Source organism: Acetobacter sp. DmW_125128, assembly GCF_008704325.1.
In the GTDB taxonomy this organism is placed as follows: Bacteria; Pseudomonadota; Alphaproteobacteria; order Acetobacterales; family Acetobacteraceae; genus Acetobacter; species Acetobacter oryzifermentans.
The window spans coordinates 61,717-76,994 of sequence record NZ_VHOP01000018.1 but is presented as its reverse complement, the minus strand read 5'-3'; the positions used below and the strand labels follow the sequence as shown (position 1 = coordinate 76,994).

Annotated in this window: 16 protein-coding genes and 1 tRNA gene; 11 read left to right on the top strand and 6 right to left on the bottom strand. The window is 54.2% G+C overall.

What is annotated here, in order from left to right; genetic code table 11:
• Positions 1-129: 129 nt before the first annotated feature.
• The gene (locus tag FKW19_RS07065; RefSeq protein WP_089178909.1) at positions 130-561 is read left to right on the top strand and encodes a DUF4167 domain-containing protein; all 432 of its coding nucleotides are present in this window, start codon (positions 130-132) and stop codon (positions 559-561) included.
• 175 nt (positions 562-736) lie between these two features.
• Here the strand turns inward: FKW19_RS07065 and FKW19_RS07060 are convergent.
• Both FKW19_RS07060 and FKW19_RS07055 read right to left on the bottom strand, forming a co-directional pair.
• Positions 737-811, bottom strand: a tRNA-Met gene (locus FKW19_RS07060).
• 99 nt (positions 812-910) lie between these two features.
• The gene (locus FKW19_RS07055) at positions 911-1,432 is read right to left on the bottom strand and encodes an MlaD family protein (protein ID WP_193561072.1); all 522 of its coding nucleotides are present in this window, start codon (positions 1,430-1,432) and stop codon (positions 911-913) included.
• A 59-nt stretch (positions 1,433-1,491) separates the two neighbouring features.
• On the opposite strand from FKW19_RS07055, the gene FKW19_RS07050 reads away from it, so the two are divergent.
• Together FKW19_RS07050 and FKW19_RS07045 are read left to right on the top strand one after the other, a co-directional pair.
• Complete coding sequence (locus FKW19_RS07050) at positions 1,492-2,340, top strand: undecaprenyl-diphosphate phosphatase (RefSeq protein WP_089178911.1); 849 nt, start codon at positions 1,492-1,494, stop codon at positions 2,338-2,340.
• A 15-nt stretch (positions 2,341-2,355) separates the two neighbouring features.
• On the top strand, positions 2,356-3,882 hold the full coding sequence (locus FKW19_RS07045; RefSeq protein WP_089178912.1) for an amino acid permease: 1,527 nt from the start codon (positions 2,356-2,358) through the stop codon (positions 3,880-3,882).
• Position 3,883: 1 nt separating this feature from the next.
• Here the strand turns inward: FKW19_RS07045 and FKW19_RS07040 are convergent, their stop codons facing one another.
• The gene (locus FKW19_RS07040; protein WP_006115214.1) at positions 3,884-4,951 is read right to left on the bottom strand and encodes an ATP-grasp domain-containing protein; all 1,068 of its coding nucleotides are present in this window, start codon (positions 4,949-4,951) and stop codon (positions 3,884-3,886) included.
• Positions 4,948-5,514 carry a DedA family protein gene (locus tag FKW19_RS07035; RefSeq protein WP_006115215.1) on the bottom strand — a complete coding sequence of 189 codons (567 nt, stop codon included), beginning with the start codon at positions 5,512-5,514 and terminating at the stop codon, positions 4,948-4,950. Before FKW19_RS07035 ends, FKW19_RS07040 begins: the two co-directional genes overlap by 4 nt.
• Before the next feature lie 228 nt (positions 5,515-5,742).
• Here FKW19_RS07035 and FKW19_RS07030 point away from each other — a divergent pair, with 228 nt between their 5' ends.
• Genes FKW19_RS07030 through FKW19_RS06995 form a run of 8 tightly spaced genes read left to right on the top strand, consistent with a single transcriptional unit; the run spans position 5,743 to position 13,598 of the window.
• Complete coding sequence (locus FKW19_RS07030; RefSeq protein ID WP_089178913.1) at positions 5,743-6,738, top strand: lytic transglycosylase domain-containing protein; 996 nt, start codon at positions 5,743-5,745, stop codon at positions 6,736-6,738.
• Positions 6,735-7,601 carry a septal ring lytic transglycosylase RlpA family protein gene (locus FKW19_RS07025; RefSeq protein ID WP_089178914.1) on the top strand — a complete coding sequence of 289 codons (867 nt, stop codon included), beginning with the start codon at positions 6,735-6,737 and terminating at the stop codon, positions 7,599-7,601. Before FKW19_RS07030 ends, FKW19_RS07025 begins: the two co-directional genes overlap by 4 nt.
• Before the next feature lie 6 nt (positions 7,602-7,607).
• The gene (locus tag FKW19_RS07020; protein WP_006115218.1) at positions 7,608-8,828 is read left to right on the top strand and encodes a D-alanyl-D-alanine carboxypeptidase family protein; all 1,221 of its coding nucleotides are present in this window, start codon (positions 7,608-7,610) and stop codon (positions 8,826-8,828) included.
• Positions 8,829-8,831: 3 nt separating this feature from the next.
• Complete coding sequence (gene tmk, locus FKW19_RS07015) at positions 8,832-9,476, top strand: dTMP kinase (RefSeq protein WP_035351444.1); 645 nt, start codon at positions 8,832-8,834, stop codon at positions 9,474-9,476.
• Positions 9,477-9,480: 4 nt separating this feature from the next.
• The gene (locus FKW19_RS07010) at positions 9,481-10,425 is read left to right on the top strand and encodes a DNA polymerase III subunit delta' (RefSeq protein WP_089179911.1); all 945 of its coding nucleotides are present in this window, start codon (positions 9,481-9,483) and stop codon (positions 10,423-10,425) included.
• The gene (gene metG, locus FKW19_RS07005) at positions 10,422-11,960 is read left to right on the top strand and encodes a methionine--tRNA ligase (protein WP_089178915.1); all 1,539 of its coding nucleotides are present in this window, start codon (positions 10,422-10,424) and stop codon (positions 11,958-11,960) included. The genes FKW19_RS07010 and metG overlap by 4 nt, the downstream gene beginning before the upstream one ends.
• Positions 11,960-12,772: a TatD family hydrolase gene (locus FKW19_RS07000; RefSeq protein WP_089178916.1), complete on the top strand. Its 813-nt coding sequence runs from the start codon at positions 11,960-11,962 to the stop codon at positions 12,770-12,772. The genes metG and FKW19_RS07000 overlap by 1 nt, the downstream gene beginning before the upstream one ends.
• 31 nt (positions 12,773-12,803) lie before the next feature.
• Entirely contained in the window at positions 12,804-13,598 is a 795-nt protein-coding gene (locus tag FKW19_RS06995) for an MBL fold metallo-hydrolase (RefSeq protein ID WP_089178917.1), read from the top strand.
• Between the two features lie 59 nt (positions 13,599-13,657).
• Here FKW19_RS06995 and FKW19_RS06990 read toward each other — a convergent pair whose 3' ends face one another.
• Both FKW19_RS06990 and pdxH read right to left on the bottom strand, forming a co-directional pair.
• Positions 13,658-14,536, bottom strand: coding sequence for a universal stress protein (locus tag FKW19_RS06990; RefSeq protein ID WP_063353970.1), 879 nt, complete (start codon positions 14,534-14,536; stop codon positions 13,658-13,660).
• 53 nt (positions 14,537-14,589) lie between these two features.
• Entirely contained in the window at positions 14,590-15,228 is a 639-nt protein-coding gene (pdxH, locus tag FKW19_RS06985) for a pyridoxamine 5'-phosphate oxidase (protein WP_089178918.1), read from the bottom strand.
• Between the last annotated feature and the right edge of the window lie 50 nt (positions 15,229-15,278).

The following is a 15,278-nucleotide window of genomic DNA, read 5'->3' as shown; positions in this document are numbered from 1 at the left end:
ATGTGTTGCCTTACATAAAGCCCATTCCGAAAAAACAATTCGGCCTTCACTCAGGAAGCATACCTTTTTAATACAGGACTGTTTCTTTATGCCAAAGTGCCCTGAACAGGAAAGCGCTGTGATAAACCCATGAACGTAAAACGGATGCGGACAAGACACCATCGTTCCAACGGGAGCAATGGGAGTTCCCGACAACTGAATGGACAGATTCCGATGAACAGGAATCATGTTTTTGATAGTCATGGCCCGGATGTGCGCGTACGTGGCACAGCCCAGCAGCTTTTTGAAAAATATCTCCAGCTTGGTCGTGATTCCACAGGCAGCGGAGACCGCGTGGCAGCAGAAGGTTACTTCCAGCATGCCGAACATTACTTCCGTATCATGAACGCCATGGCGCAGGCTGCGCAGCAAAGCCAGCAAGAGCGCGCCGAACGCCTTGCCGCCCGCCAGCAGCGTGCCGTTGCGCAGACCAATGAAGATGGCGAAGACCGGCAGGAAAATGCCCCTCAACCTGATATTCAGGAAGAATCCGAACCTCAGCCTGAACTTTCCGGAGGCTAAAAAACTTCTGATACCTTGCTGCCCTGCTTCTGATATCTGGAGCGGGGTGGGCGGGGTATAAATTGTGTTTGCGTGTAAGGTGTTTAGGCAGCCATAAAACGCGCGCAACACAAAAATAACACAGCAAGTTCTTGGCTTGATGTGGTGGGTTTAGTGTGTTGATTTTTCAGGGAATTGGTAGCGGCGGAAGGATTTGAACCTCCGACCAAGGGATTATGATTCCCCTGCTCTACCACTGAGCTACGCCGCCATCATGTGATGGCGCTCATCTACCTGATTCTCCGGGATGCCGTCAACCCGGTTTGGCGTATTTTGTTATAAAAATAATCAGATAAGAGAATATAAGAGCTTACTGCCCCAGATTTCCGGCGCCAAAAATGTAATTGCTGACCTGTTGCTCAAGGCTTGTGGGCTCCAGCGTATGTGTCAGCATTCCATTGGGTGGTGCTATGGTGGAGGATGTGCCGGGTTCAATCATCAAAGCGTTTTCAGATGAAAGCGTGGCACTGCTGATTGTGAGCGTGCTGTCCTGTGGCAAGTGCAGTGCGCCATCCAGTGTAAAGTGTACAAAAGCCATCTGAGTGGCTGGGTCTAGTACGATGGATGAAACGCGGCCCACTTTTACCCCGGCAATATCTACATCTGCGCCACGTTCCAGCCCGTTGGCCGAGACAAAGCGGGCAGAGAGAGCGTAGTTATTTGTGCCCGGAGATTTCTGAGTGCCATGTGCATAAAAAGCAAAACCCAGCGTGGCTGCCAGAACTGCTCCGCTAAAAAGACATGCGCCTGCACGGTTTTGCTTGCTCATAGGTGTGTTTTCATCCCGAATAATAATGTTGTGGCATAAGATTAGCATGAATCCTTGCAGCATGGTGGCGCATGGTGCAAGGACAGGCAGCAAAGTTGTGCCAGCGTGGGTTGTAACTGCATATGTCGTTTCTTCAGGCTATCATTATCGCTCTTCTTCAGGGAGCAACAGAACTCTTTCCCGTAAGTAGCCTTGGACATGCTGTTATCCTTCCGGCGTTGTTCCATTGGTCGTACGATCTGCATGACCCGGCATTTCTGCCGTTTCTGGTTATGCTGCATCTGGGTACTTCTGTGGCGCTGCTAGTTTTCTTCTGGAAAGACTGGCTGGCCATATTCAGAGGGGCCAGTGGCAGTTGCGGCCAGCGCATGCAAATGGAAAGCCTGCATATTCTGTGGCTGCTCATTGTAGCCACCATTCCCGCTGTTGTGGTGGGTGGCCTGTTTGAGCACTTCTTGCGCAATTTGTTTGGCTCAGCCTCATCCGCTGCCATTTTCTTGTTTTTAAATGGTTTGCTTTTGCTGGTGGTAGAACGGCTGCGCAGCAGTGTGGTGCGGAAAAACGTTAATTCTGTTGCCAGCATGACATCGCGCGATGCGGTCATTATTGGCCTGTTCCAGTGCCTTGCATTCTTTCCTGGGCTTTCTCGCTCTGGTGCAACCATTTGTGGTGGTTTGTTGCGGGGGCTGCACCATGATACGGCAGCACGCTTTTCCTTTTTGATGGCGCAACCCGTTATTCTGGCCGCTACGGTGCGTGAAGCCTTCAAAATGCGGCATCTGGAGCTACAGCCGGGGCAGATGCGCATTGCCGTGGTGGCAGCTCTTGTATCTGGCCTGACGGCATTGTTCAGCACCGCTTTTCTGATGCGGTATTTCCGTGATCACGACAGATGGGCGCTTTCTCCCTTCGCTTGGTACTGCATGGGCGTAGGCGGTATTGCGACCATTCTGTTCCATTTTATGCACTGAACCAGAAATAGTCTGATGGGAGATATTTCTGGTTCGCCGCGGCGCAAATCTTTACAGCGCATTGAAAAGGAAAACAGCACCCAACGCCTAAGCAGAACACTGGGGCCTTTGCAGCTTACCATGCTGGGCGTGGGCTCCACTATTGGCGCGGGTATTTATGTTATGACAGGCACGGCAGCCGCCAACTATGCGGGGCCGTCCATCCTTTTGTCCTTTATTGTGGCGGGGGTTGCCTGCCTTTTTACGGCCCTTTCTTATGGTGAGCTGGCATCTTCCATGCCGGTTTCAGGCTCTGCCTATACGTATGCCTATGTTTCCATGGGGGAGCGTTGGGCATGGGGTGTTGGGTGGCTGCTTTTGTTGGAATACGGTATTTCCTGCGCAGGTGTGGCTGCTGGTTTTTCAGGTTATGCGGTCAGCCTTTTGCAAGATTTTGGCGTGCATGTGCCATCAGCGCTGTCCACCACTACGCTGCAAGTCGCGTTTGAAGGGGCATCCCGCCATGTTGCTGCGGGGTGGCGGATAGATGCGGTGGGCGCTTTCTCTATTCTGGCCGTTTCTTTGTTGCTGGTTTTGGGCGTGCGGGAATCCTTCAAAATCAATGCGCTCATTGTTTTTCTCAAAGTGGGCGTTCTGGCGCTCTTTGTGGTGCTGGGCGTGTGGGAGGTGCATCCGTCTTACTGGTCTCCCTTTATTCCGAAGTATGAAGGAGGCTTCCGCTTTGGCTTCCCCGGTATTTTCCGCGCAGCATCGGTTATTTTTTTTGCATATGTAGGGTTTGAGGCTGTTTCTACCGCAGCGGGAGAAGCCCAAAACCCTCGGCGGGATGTGCCTGTTGGTATCGTGCTTTCGCTCATTATCTGCACGGTTGTTTACATGATTGTGGCTGCCGTGTTGATTGGTGTGGTGCCGTGGCAGACGCTGGATGTAGCAGACCCGCTGGCAATAGCTGTTAACGCCATGCATCAGCCGTGGCTGGCTTTGTTTGTAAAGCTGGGGGCCGTTATCGGCCTGTGTTCCGTGTTGATGGGGCTGTTATATGCCCAAAGCCGCATCTTTTTTGCCATGGCGGAAGATGGCTTGCTAATGTCGATGTTCAGTAAGCTGCATCCGCGCTTTCAAACACCGTGGATCGGCAGCATTGTGCTGGGGCTTGGCGTAGCGCTGGCAACTGCCACGTTGCCGATTGATATTATTGGTGATCTGGTTAGCCTTGGCACGGCTGTAGCGTTTGGCATTGTGTGTTTTACCGTTATCTGGGTGCGCAATAAGGCCCCCGAAATTCCGCGTCGTTTTAGTGTGCCGTGGGGCGGCTTTACCGTACGCGGTATCTGGCTGGGCTATGTGCCGCTTTTAGGGATTTTCTTTTGCGCAGTTATGGTGGCGCCCCTTTGTGTAGATATGATGCTGGCCCTGTATAAAGGGGACCCTATACCTCTGCTGCTTCTGCTCACTTATGCCGGTATAGGGTGGGCCAGCTATCGGTTTTATGGTCACGTCCATTCCCGCCTGGGGCGGGAACAGCGCGAAAAAGCCAAATAATTCAGTCGTTCAACGGATAGGATGCCAAAAGCCGCTTCTGGCGCTGCCAGAGGCGCACACCTTCCCACAAATTGGTGGGGGACCAGCCAGCCTTTTTCTTTTTGGCGCCAATACGGAAACTTTCCCGGTAATGGTGGAACTGGGCTGCATAGGCTTCGCGCAGCGTTGTGCGGGAATCCCAGATGTGTATAGCTTCTGAACCTACGCCATTGATTTCGATAATTTCAAAATCCTTGCCTTCACGCAGTGCTTCGGCAGAGCGGAATTTTACATCAATACGTCCGAAGTGAAAATCGGGAATATCCTGCATGATGGCGTCAATCTGTCGGGTGAGTTCTGGCGTAATGTCTGCCTTGCCGTTGCGGAAAATGGCCCCTTTGCAATGGTTGCCTGCGAATACCAGTTCCAGTTCATCCCCATCTGGCAAAACTTCGTGCAGACAGTGTGTTAGGCGTGGCGTGTAGATGTGTAGCACTTTGCTGGTGCGGCTATCTTTTTGCAGCAGTTGCAGCACGGTATCGCGCCCATTTCCGCGCAGGGCCGGAATATCTTTGTAAGTGAGGGATGAAATTTCCCCCATAGGGCTGTCAGGATGACGAATATAAAACAGCCCGGCTTCGTGCTTCCATGTAATGAGTTTTTGTATCACCAGCCGGATCTTGCGCGGGAAGGAGGCGAGGGCTGCTTTCAGCTCATCTTCCGTGCGCACCAGTTTTACACCGGTGCCATTACATCCAATATCGGGCTTAACCACTACGGGCAGCGTGAGCCCTTTGGCCTGCATGGCAGCGTGGGCGCGGGCAAGATCATGCGTGCCGGTTGGTAGCGTTACGTAAGGTGCAATCCAGCGTTTGGCATAATTGCCTGCCATATCCAGAATGCTGCTTTTGCTTTCACCGCACAGGCCACCTGTTTCAATACGCGGGTTGGCGGCTGTGGGTAGGGTCACATCCCCATAGCGTATGCCAAGCAGAATCCAGTAAGCCACAACGGGCGTGTAAAAAACCCAACCAGGCCAGAATTCAAAAAGGGAGAGAGGAGAAGGCTGTTTTTCGGCCTGTGTTGTCATGTCTTCTGTTTCTGTGCTCGGGCAATCAAACGGCCCATAAAGAAAATAACCAGCACAAATCCAGCCAAGCCAGCCCAGCGCCAAGCGCCAAGATGATCCAGAATAAACCCACCAACATGGAGCGAAAGCGCAAAAAGCGCAGTTGTCCAGATAAGCGTGGCCAGAAATGTGGCGGCAGTAAATATAGGCAAGCCCGCGTTAAAAAAACCGCTTGCCGTGTAAAGCGGCAACCGGGTGCCCGGAATAAAGCGGCTGACAAATACAACCCAGAACAGGTTTTTGGAAAGCCAGACTTTTTGGTTTTCCATCTGTGATGTGTTCACCCACTTTTGGGCAGGTTTCCAGCGTGCGGCTAGGTAGCCCAACCCGTAAAGCCCTACATCGCCCGTTACAATGCCAATATATAACGCAACAAGTGCTGTAATGGGGGAAAGAGTGTGAAGGTTAACCTGAATGGCCGTAATAACCGTGGCGGCATCTTCCAGCACAAACGTGGCCAGAATAACAATAATAACCTGCGCAAGAGGGTAAGCGGCGGTAAGTTCCAGAAACTGATCCAGCAAAGAAGGTAATCTCTCTCCGGCCAGAACAGCACGGTCTTGAAGGTTTTAAGGGTGTGAGCAGGGCTCCAACAGGCTCTTTTGTGACAGTATTGTCAAGGGGCGGAGACAGGTATGGAGCTGCGTGTTCGGAACCAAAAAGAAGGAATAAATAAGATGGCCTGACAAAGGCCTTATTCCACTATATTCTATGACATTGAATGTTACACAGATCAGAAGCGTGAAGCCTTAATGCTACGAAGAAAACTTCTTGTTGGTGGGGCTTCTGCTCTGTTCGCCACACCTGTATTGGCCCGCACAACTGCGGCTACTACTCCGCACTCTGCTGCATCTTCCAGTTATGCCACCTTTCTGGCTGGCGTGCGGCGAGAGGCCATAGGGCAGGGTATTTCTGCTTCTGTGGTGGATCAGGCGCTGGCTCTTACCACCCAACCGAATGCCAAAGTGCTTAAGGCAGACCGGCATCAGCCAGAATTCACCCTGACATGGGCGCAATATAAAGATCGGGTTCTGACGGAAAAGAAAATTTCCGATGGGCTTGCTGCTGTTAGCCAACGTACAGCGCTGCTCAACCGTATCAGTTCCACATATGGCGTTAATAAAGGCGCTATTGCGGGTATTTGGGGGCTGGAATCTGCTTACGGCACACGCATGGGCACATTCCATGTGATCGATGCTTTAGCGACTCTGGCTTACGATGGTAGGCGTTCGGCTTTTTTCCGCTCCGAATTGATGAAGGCGCTGAGCATTCTGGGCCAAGGGGACATCACGCCCGCAGGTATGCTGGGCAGCTATGCAGGCGCTATGGGGCAGCCACAGTTTATGCCAAGCGCCTATCTGCGTTATGCAGCCAGCTACCCAGAAGGTGGGCGGCGCGATATCTGGCATAATGAAGCCGATGTTTTTGCCTCTATCGCCAATTATTTGGCCAAGTGCCATTGGCTGCCCGGACAGCCGTGGGGAGAGGAAGTCTTACTGCCTGACACCATAACGCAGGCACAAATTGGCCGTACGGCTGTGCACCCTATTTCATGGTGGGCGCAGCAGGGCGTGCGGCCACGTGCAGGGCAGTTTTCAAGTGCTGTGCAGGAAGGCGCTATTATCCGCCCAGATGGGGTGGGGGGCGAAGCCTTTATCGTCTATCATAATTTCAACGTGATCCGCCGCTACAACCCCTCCGATTTCTACGCGCTGGGTGTAGGGCTTCTTGGTGATGCAATAACGTGAAAAAACTCGCCCTTGTAGGGTGCCTGGCGGTGCTGGCCTGTTCGCGCCAGCAGCCTGTGGCACCGCAGGATCTGCATTATACAGTTGGGCCGGCATGGCAGGCAGGCAACAAGTGGTTTTACCCGCGGGAAGACTTTGCGTGGCAAGGCACAGGCTTGGCTGTAAGGGAACCCCCACAGGCAGAAGGCCACCTGACAGCAGATGGTGAGGTCTGGGGCGCCGCCAGCATGACAGGTAGCCATCAAACCTTGCAACTACCCGCCGTGGTGCGGGTGACCAATCTGGATAACGGGCGGCAAATTGTGATCCGCTTGAATGATCGTGGCCCGAATGATCCGGGGCGTATGATCGGTCTTTCCCCGCGAGCCGCAGATTTGCTGGGTGTGGGCAAGGAGCCTGCGCGTGTGCAGGTGGTGGAAGATGAAATGGCCAGCAGGCAGTTTGCCGAAGTACTGCCCGGTGGCCCCATGTTGCAGATTAGTGCAGCCCCGCTGGAAAAAGTGCAGCAAACAGCATTAGGTAACGCGGCAGTGGATAGGCAGGGCCTTACAGTTCTGGCAGATAACACCACGCAGGAAACGCCTGCGCCGGGCAAGGTAGTGCTGGTAGATCTGCCAGCCACTGTTATGCAGGGCGCGCCTGTGTCCAGCATGCTGTGGGTGGAAACCATGGATTTTACATCTCGCTTGGCCGCCATGCGGCAGGCGGCGGCACAAGGTGCCAGCGTTCGGCCTGTGTTTTTGGGGCATGGCACAATGTGGGCTGTGCGCTACGGGCCTTTTACGACTATAAGCGAAGCAGATGCCGCCCTTAAGCGAGCACTTGCTACTGGTTTAACCGGATCTCATATCGTCGTCGAATAGGGAAAAATGTTGCAGACTCGACGGTTCTTACTCGCAGGGGGCGCTGCCCTTTTCTCTGGTGCCTATGCGCTTGATGCCATGGCACGGCCTCGCCACCACGGCGCGGCGGCCAAAGGTGCAACACCTGCGGCGGCCCAGCCTGCTGTGCCGGGGGCGGATACACCCGCCACTACGCCCGTGGGGCCGGTGGATACACAGGCACGCTGGGCCTGCATTCTGGATTACAATAGCGGTGCTACACTGCTTGAGAAAAATGCAGATGAGCGCATGCCCCCATCATCCCTGACCAAGATGATGACGGCGTATGTTACATTTGGCATGCTCAAATCTGGCCGCCTGAAGCTGGATCAGATGCTGCCTGTGAGTGAACGCGCATGGCGTATGCAGGGTTCACGCATGTTTGTGCCCTTGGGGCAAAGCGTAAGCGTGCAGGATCTTATTCAGGGCATGGTTATCCAGTCCGGTAACGATGCCTGTATTGTGATTGCAGAAGGCATTTCCGGCTCGGAAGAACAGTTTGTTGCGTTGATGAACGACACAGCCACCAAACTGGGGCTCACCAATTCGCACTTCATGAACGCAACTGGCTGGCCCGCAGAAAATCATTACATGTCTGCGCGAGATGTGGCCTATCTGGCGCTGCGTTTGATTCATGATTTTCCGGAATATTATCATTTCTTCTCGGAAAAAGAGTTCCTGTTTAACAAAATCAGGCAGGAAAACCGGAACTCTCTGGTGGTTAAAGGTTTGGCCGATGGTTTAAAAACCGGCCACACAGATGCAGGTGGGTTTGGCCTATGCGCTTCTTCTGAGCGCGAAGGGCGGCGTGTTGTGCTGGCTGTGAACGGGCTGCCTTCATCCGCAGCACGTGGGCGGGAAGCTGAACGTCTGATGGGCTGGGCTTTCGCCAATTTTGAAACCGCGCAAATTGTCAGCAAAGGCGATGTGCTGGAACAGGCTCCTGTATGGATGGGTGTAACCCAGACAGTGCCGCTGGTGGCTGCGCAGGATTTCAAGATTTTGCTGCCACATGGCTGGCGCAATGGCACACATCTGGCGTTGGACTACAATGGCCCGATTATTGCGCCAGTGCAGGCCGGGCAGGTTGTAGGCCAACTTACAGTGTCTTTGCCCGGTGGGCGGCAGGCCAGTATTCCGGTGCAAGCCGGGCAGAGCGTGCCTGCACTCAGCTTTTTGGGGCGGGCTGCACGTCGGCTGCACCTCTGATTCATGGCTTGTGGCATGTTTATAACGCTGGAAGGCGCAGAAGGGGTGGGAAAATCCACCCAGCTGCGGCTTTTGAAGGAAAAGCTGGAAGCGCAAGGCCAGAAGGTTTTGGCCACGCGTGAACCGGGTGGTTCTGCCGGTGCGGAAGATCTGCGCCAGCTTTTGTTGTTTGGTAAAAATCCGCTTTCTGCCCGGGCGGAAATTCTGACACATTTTGCCGCACGGTATGATCACGTTGATCAGGTTATTCTGCCCGCTCTTAAGGCTGGGCAGATTGTGCTGTGTGATCGCTTTACCGATTCCACTTTGGCGTATCAGGGATACGGGCGCGCCAATGGTGACCCGGCTATTTTAAGCCTGATTGCAATACTGCAAAAGCAGCTTGGTTTGCAGCCAGATATAACCTTTCTGTTGCAAGCGCCGCGCGCCGTTTCCCGCCAACGTTTGGCAGCGCGTGGTGCGCCAACAGACAGGTATGAGCAGGCGGATGAGGCTTTTCATGCGCGTTTGGCAGATGGGTTTGCGCATATTGCTCAGGCAGAACCGCAACGGGTGGTAGTGGTGGATACCTCCGTTTATTCAGCAGAGCAGGTAAACGCTCAGATTCTGAAAGATATCCAGACCCGTCTGGCCCATGCCGAGGGCTGAGAACGTGCAGGAGCCACGTCTGGCATCTTTGCAGTTGCGTGGGCATCAGGCCGCTTTGCAGGCATTTCGGCAGGCCATGCAGGGTGGGCGCTTGCCCCATGCGTGGTTGATTACAGGCCCACCGGGTATTGGTAAGGCCACATTTGCGTTCCGGCTGGCGCGTATATTGCTGGGCGGGGAGGATGAACTAAGCCCCGCTGGGCGCCGTGTTTCTGCCGCCACGCATGCAGATTTGCTGGTTGTTGCCCGCGGGTTTGATGAAAAACGCCAGAAATACCGCAGCGAGATTGTAGCGGATGATGTGCGGCCTATTAACTCCTTTTTGCGGCGTACGGCGGCAGAAGGTGGGTGGCGTGTTGTCATTGTAGATGGCGCGGAATGGATGAACCGTAGCGCAGCCAATGCTGTGCTGAAAATTCTGGAAGAACCGCCGCCAGCTACGGTATTGTTGTTAACCTGTTCCGCTCCAGGGCGGCTTTTGCCCACTATTCGTAGCCGGTGCCGTAAACTGGAACTCGCACCGCTGGCTGCGGCAGATATGTCTGTCGTGCTGCATGCGCAGGCTCCAGAAGCTTCGGATACAGAAATACAGCGCGTTATGGCAGAAGCCCATGGTGCGCCGGGGCGTGCTCTGGCGTTGCTGGCAGATAAGGGTGGTGAAATTGCCAGCCTTGTGCACGAAGTGGTGCAGGGCATTACGCCATTACGCAGCTATGAGGTTGCAGAAACCATTTTACGCAGGGATTATGGTTTCAGTCTGTTTTTCAGCCTGTTATCAGACACACTCCAGATGCAAGCTCGTCAGGCGGCGCGGCAGGGAAACCCGCAATGTGTGGCCTTGGCCAATGCGTGGGAAGCCACCATGCGCAAGCACACCGAGACGGAACGCTTTAATCTGGATAAACAGGAAGCCCTGCTTGAAGCTATGACGATTGCGAGCCGAGAATGACCCGTCGTTTCTATGTAACTACGCCCATCTATTACGTGAACGGAGCGCCCCATATTGGCCACGCTTACACGTCTATTGCTGCGGATGTGATGGCCCGCTTTCATCGTCTGGCAGGGGATGAGGTCTTCTTTCTGACAGGCACGGATGAGCACGGCCAGAAGGTAGAGCAGGCTGCACAGGCCAATGGCATAGATGCCAAAAGCTTTGCGGATAAGGTTTCGGCCGATTTCCGCAATATGGCCGATGCCATGAACATCTCGTATGATGATTTCATCCGCACGACAGAGCCGCGCCATATTACCAGCACGCAGGCATTGTGGAAAAAAGTGGCGGATAACGGGGCCATTTACCTGGGCGCGTATGAGGGCTGGTATGCTCTGCGTGATGAATGCTTCTACGGTGAAGATGAACTGGTGCCCGGCCCGGATGGCAAAAAAGTTGCTCCCACAGGCGCACCGGTAGAATGGGTGAAGGAACCCTCTTACTTCTTCAAGCTGTCTGAATATCAGGATCGGCTGTTGGATCTGTATGAAAATAATCCGGATTTTCTGGGCCCTCATGGTGCGCGGAATGAGATTGTAAGCTTTGTTAAGCAGGGCCTGCGTGATCTTTCCATCAGCCGTACCAGCTTTAAGTGGGGCATTCCTGTTCCGGGTGATGATAAGCACGTTATGTATGTGTGGTTTGATGCGCTCGCCAATTATCTGAGCGCGCTGGGCTATCCGGATACCTCTGCCCCGCGTATGGCGTTCTGGCCTGCCAATCTGCACCTGGTTGGCAAGGATATTGCACGCTTCCATGCCGTTTATTGGCCTGCCTTCCTTATGGCTGCTGGTATTGAGCTGCCACGCAAGGTGTTTGCCAACGGCTGGTGGACCATTGAAGGCCAGAAGATGAGCAAATCTCTGGGCAATGTGGTGGATCCGCGTGATCTGGTTAAAGAATTCGGGCTAGATGCTGTGCGCTTCTTCCTGCTGCGCGAAGTGCCTTTTGGCGGGGATAGTGATCTTTCCCGCAAGGCGCTGATTATGCGCAATAATGTGGAATTGGCGAATGATCTGGGCAATCTGGCCCAGCGTACGCTTTCCCTTGTAGCGCGTAACTGCGGTGGTGTTCTGCCAGAACGCCGTACGCTAACGGAAGAAGATACCCATCTGCTAGGGCAGGTGATGGTGCTGCCCGATCTGCTGAAATCTCAGATCGAGCGGTGTGCGCTTACAGATGCGCTGGAAGATGTGTGGAAGGTGATCCGCGCCTGCAACGCGTATATCGACCATCAGGCCCCGTGGGCGTTGCGCAAGACAGACCCAGAACGCATGAAGGACGTGTTGCGTGTGTTGGTAGATGCCCTGCGCGGTATTGCCACCATGCTCCAGCCGTTCATGCCGCAGAGCATGGAACGCATGTTGGACCAGCTTGCTGTTACGGCAGAAGAACGCAGCTTTGCCGCGCTGGAAACACCGTTGCCCGGTGGGCGTCAGCTTCCGGCACCACAGGGCATTTTCCCCCGTTATGTTGAGCCAGAACAGGCATAATGATGACAGAGGACAGTACAAAGCTGGCAGGGTTGATAGATTCTCACTGTCATCTTGATCATTTCTCAGTCGAGGAAATGCCAGAACTGCTTGAGGCCGCTAAGGATGCGGGCTTGGGTGGTATGGTCACTATTGGTACTCGCTTGGCCCGTGCGCCAGAACAAAAGGCGCTGGCCAAGCTGGATACGCCAGGCATGCGCGTATGGTGCACCGTTGGCACACATCCGGACCATGTGGAGGAAGAACCTCTTCCTACCGTTGCGGATATTGTGGCTATTGCAGATGTGCCCGAAGTGATAGGCATTGGTGAAACCGGGCTGGATTACTTCCACGGCAAGGAAGATGTGCGCCCGCTCCAGCATGAGTATTTTCGCCAGCATATTCGCGCTGCGCGGGAACTGAATGTGCCGGTTATCATCCATGCCCGTCAGGCAGACGAGGATGTGGCCAGTATCTTAGAGGAAGAACATGCAAAAGGGGCTTTTCCCATTTTGTTGCATTGTTTTGCCTCAGGCCCAGAGCTGGCGCAGCGCGTGGTCGATCTGGGCGGATATGTTAGTTTTTCCGGTATCGCCACATTTCCGAAATGTGATGAGATACGGGCCGTTGCGCGGGATATTCCGGCAGACCGCATTGTGGTGGAAACGGATTCTCCCTATCTCGCGCCCGTGCCAAAGCGGGGTAAGCGCAATCAGCCTGCTTTTGTGGGGCACACGGCAGCCCGGATTGCGCAGGAACGTGGTATGGAACTGCCTGATTTCACCCGCATGACTACAGAAAATTTTTACCGGTTATTCCGCAAAGCCGTGTGATGGTTGCCGAGAAAAAGCGGAGTAAGCGGGTATGAAAGTTACAGTTCTGGGGTGTGGTGGGTCCGCCGGTGTGCCTATGGTGGGCGGGGCCGATGGCCATGGAATCTGGGGCGCGTGTAACCCGAAGGAGCCTCGGAATACCCGCACCCGTTCTTCTATTTTACTGCGGTTAAAAAACGGTGCTGGCGTATTGGTGGATACAGGGCCAGATTTGCGCGCCCAGCTTCTGGCAAATGGCATTAAGGATTTTCAGTCCATTATCTTTACCCATGCCCATGCAGACCATATTTCTGGGCTGGATGAAGTGCGCGCCATTAATCGCGTAATTCAAAAGCCGCTACATGCTTACGGTGCAGCGGAAACGCTAGAAGATATTCAGCGGCGGTTTGATTATGTGTTCAAACCGTGGACACCTCCAAACTTCTTCCGTGCTGTGGTGCAGGCGCGCCCGGTAGAAATGGGGCAACCTATTACCATAAGCGGCACGGAGTTTACTTTTTTCAATCAGGTACACGGGCGTGTTGGGTCAACAGGCGTGCGTTGTGGCGGTTTTGTTTACAGCACGGATGTTGTGGAGTTTCCCGAAGCATCTCTAGACATTCTGCGTGGGGTGGATACGTGGATGGTGGATTGCTTCCAACGGCAGCCTCATAGTGCACATGCTTGGTTGGAGCGGGTGTTGGAATGGCAGCAAGCTTTCAACCCACGCCGCATGATACTCACCCATATGGGCCCGGATATGGATTGGCAGTGGATGCAGGATCATCTTCCCGCAGGTGTAGAGCCCGCATGGGATGGCGCTGTGTTTGAAGTGGCTGATCCCTGAAATAAAGGCACCAGAGGGCTTGCCTGTGTAAGCAAAACCCTCTGTTTTGTGTTTGGGTCTTAGCGGCTCATCAGTACCGTAATGTCTGCATGTTCCAGCGTATAACGGGTTACACCGCCCAGAATAAGCTGGCGCAGACGGGAGTGGGAGTAAGCGCCCATTGCCAGCATGTCTGCATCAAAGTCCTTACACGCGGCTTCCAGCCCTTTGCCTACATCGCGGTCCACGGGCGGGAATTCCACACAATCAGCCGTAATGCCGTGGATGGCTAGATAATCCACTACGTCCCGCGCAGTGGGGCCACGGCGCTGATAATCTCCACAATGCAGCACACGTACAGCCTCTGCCGTAAGCGCCCATGCCAAAGCACCGCGTAGCGCGGATGAGGCTTCTGCCGTGCCGTTCCAGGCAATGCAAACGCGTTTAATAAGCCCTTTGGGCGGTGTGCGTGGGGCAATTACCACTGGGCGTCCGCTATCAAACAGAACGGCATGCAGGGTTTCGGAAGAGGAGACAGCATCACCGGAATCCGGGTGCGGCACGAGTGTAAAGTCAGACAAGCGAGCCTGTGCAGGCACAATTTCACTTTCCGCACCGCGCATGATGTTGAAGCTGATTGTTGGTGCATCCATAGGGAAGGGGCCGCGTGGGGGCACAACCTGAATATCTGGATGCGCGGCCACAAAGCGTTCAAACAGAGCATGCACTTCATGCGCATGGCGTGCGCCTTCATGCTCGGCAGAGCGCATCAGATCTTCCACCATAGCGCCGGAAAGGCCTTCACCAGCCAATGGCGCCATTTCTCGCCCATCTGGGCGAATGTGCAGTACAGCCAAATGCGCGCCAAAGCGGCGGGCAAAGTTGTAGCCTCGGATAAGTGCGGCTTCAGCATTAGAGGTGCTGGGAAGCGGCAGCAGAATTTTACGAACGTCTTTCATTCTTATTTTTCTCCGCTGTCTTTTAAAATAATGTGTTTCAAGTGGCTGTGCGCTTACGGATATAAACGCGTGACATCCCAATCGTTTCCATTGCGTGCCCATACAGCGCGATCATGCAAACGGAAGCGCCGTTCCTGCCAGAACTCAAAATATTCTGGGTTTACCCGATAGCCAGACCAGTTAGCCGGACGAGGGATTGGGTCTTGCGGGTATGTTTCTTCCACCTGTTTGAGGCGTTCTTCAAAGATGGCACGGTTTGCCAGCGGGCGGGATTGATCCGAGGCCACGGCGCCAAGGCGGGAAACACGGCTCCGACTCGCAAAATATGCATCGGCTTCTTCCGGTGTCACAGGGGCAACAGCCCCTTCAATCCGAATCTGGCGGCGCTGGCTTTTCCAATGGAACAGCAGGGCGACGTGCGGGTTTTCTTCCAGCTCACGCCCTTTGCGGCTGTGCATGTTGGTATAAAAAACAAACCCCCGATGGTCTGCCCCTTTTAACAGCACAATGCGGGCCGATGGTCTACCATCTCGCGTGGCGGTGGCCAGCACCATGGCGTTGGGGTCGTTCACCTCTGTCTTTTCCGCCTCCTTCATCCATGTCTCAAACAGCGTAAACGGGTTGGCTGTCAGATCAATCAAAGGCTGACTGTCTAATGGGAGGGCCGCGGGAGAAGGTGAGGTTTCCGTCATGCTCGGACTCAATTCGTGTTCGTTTACGTAAAGCTACGGCATTGCAGCTT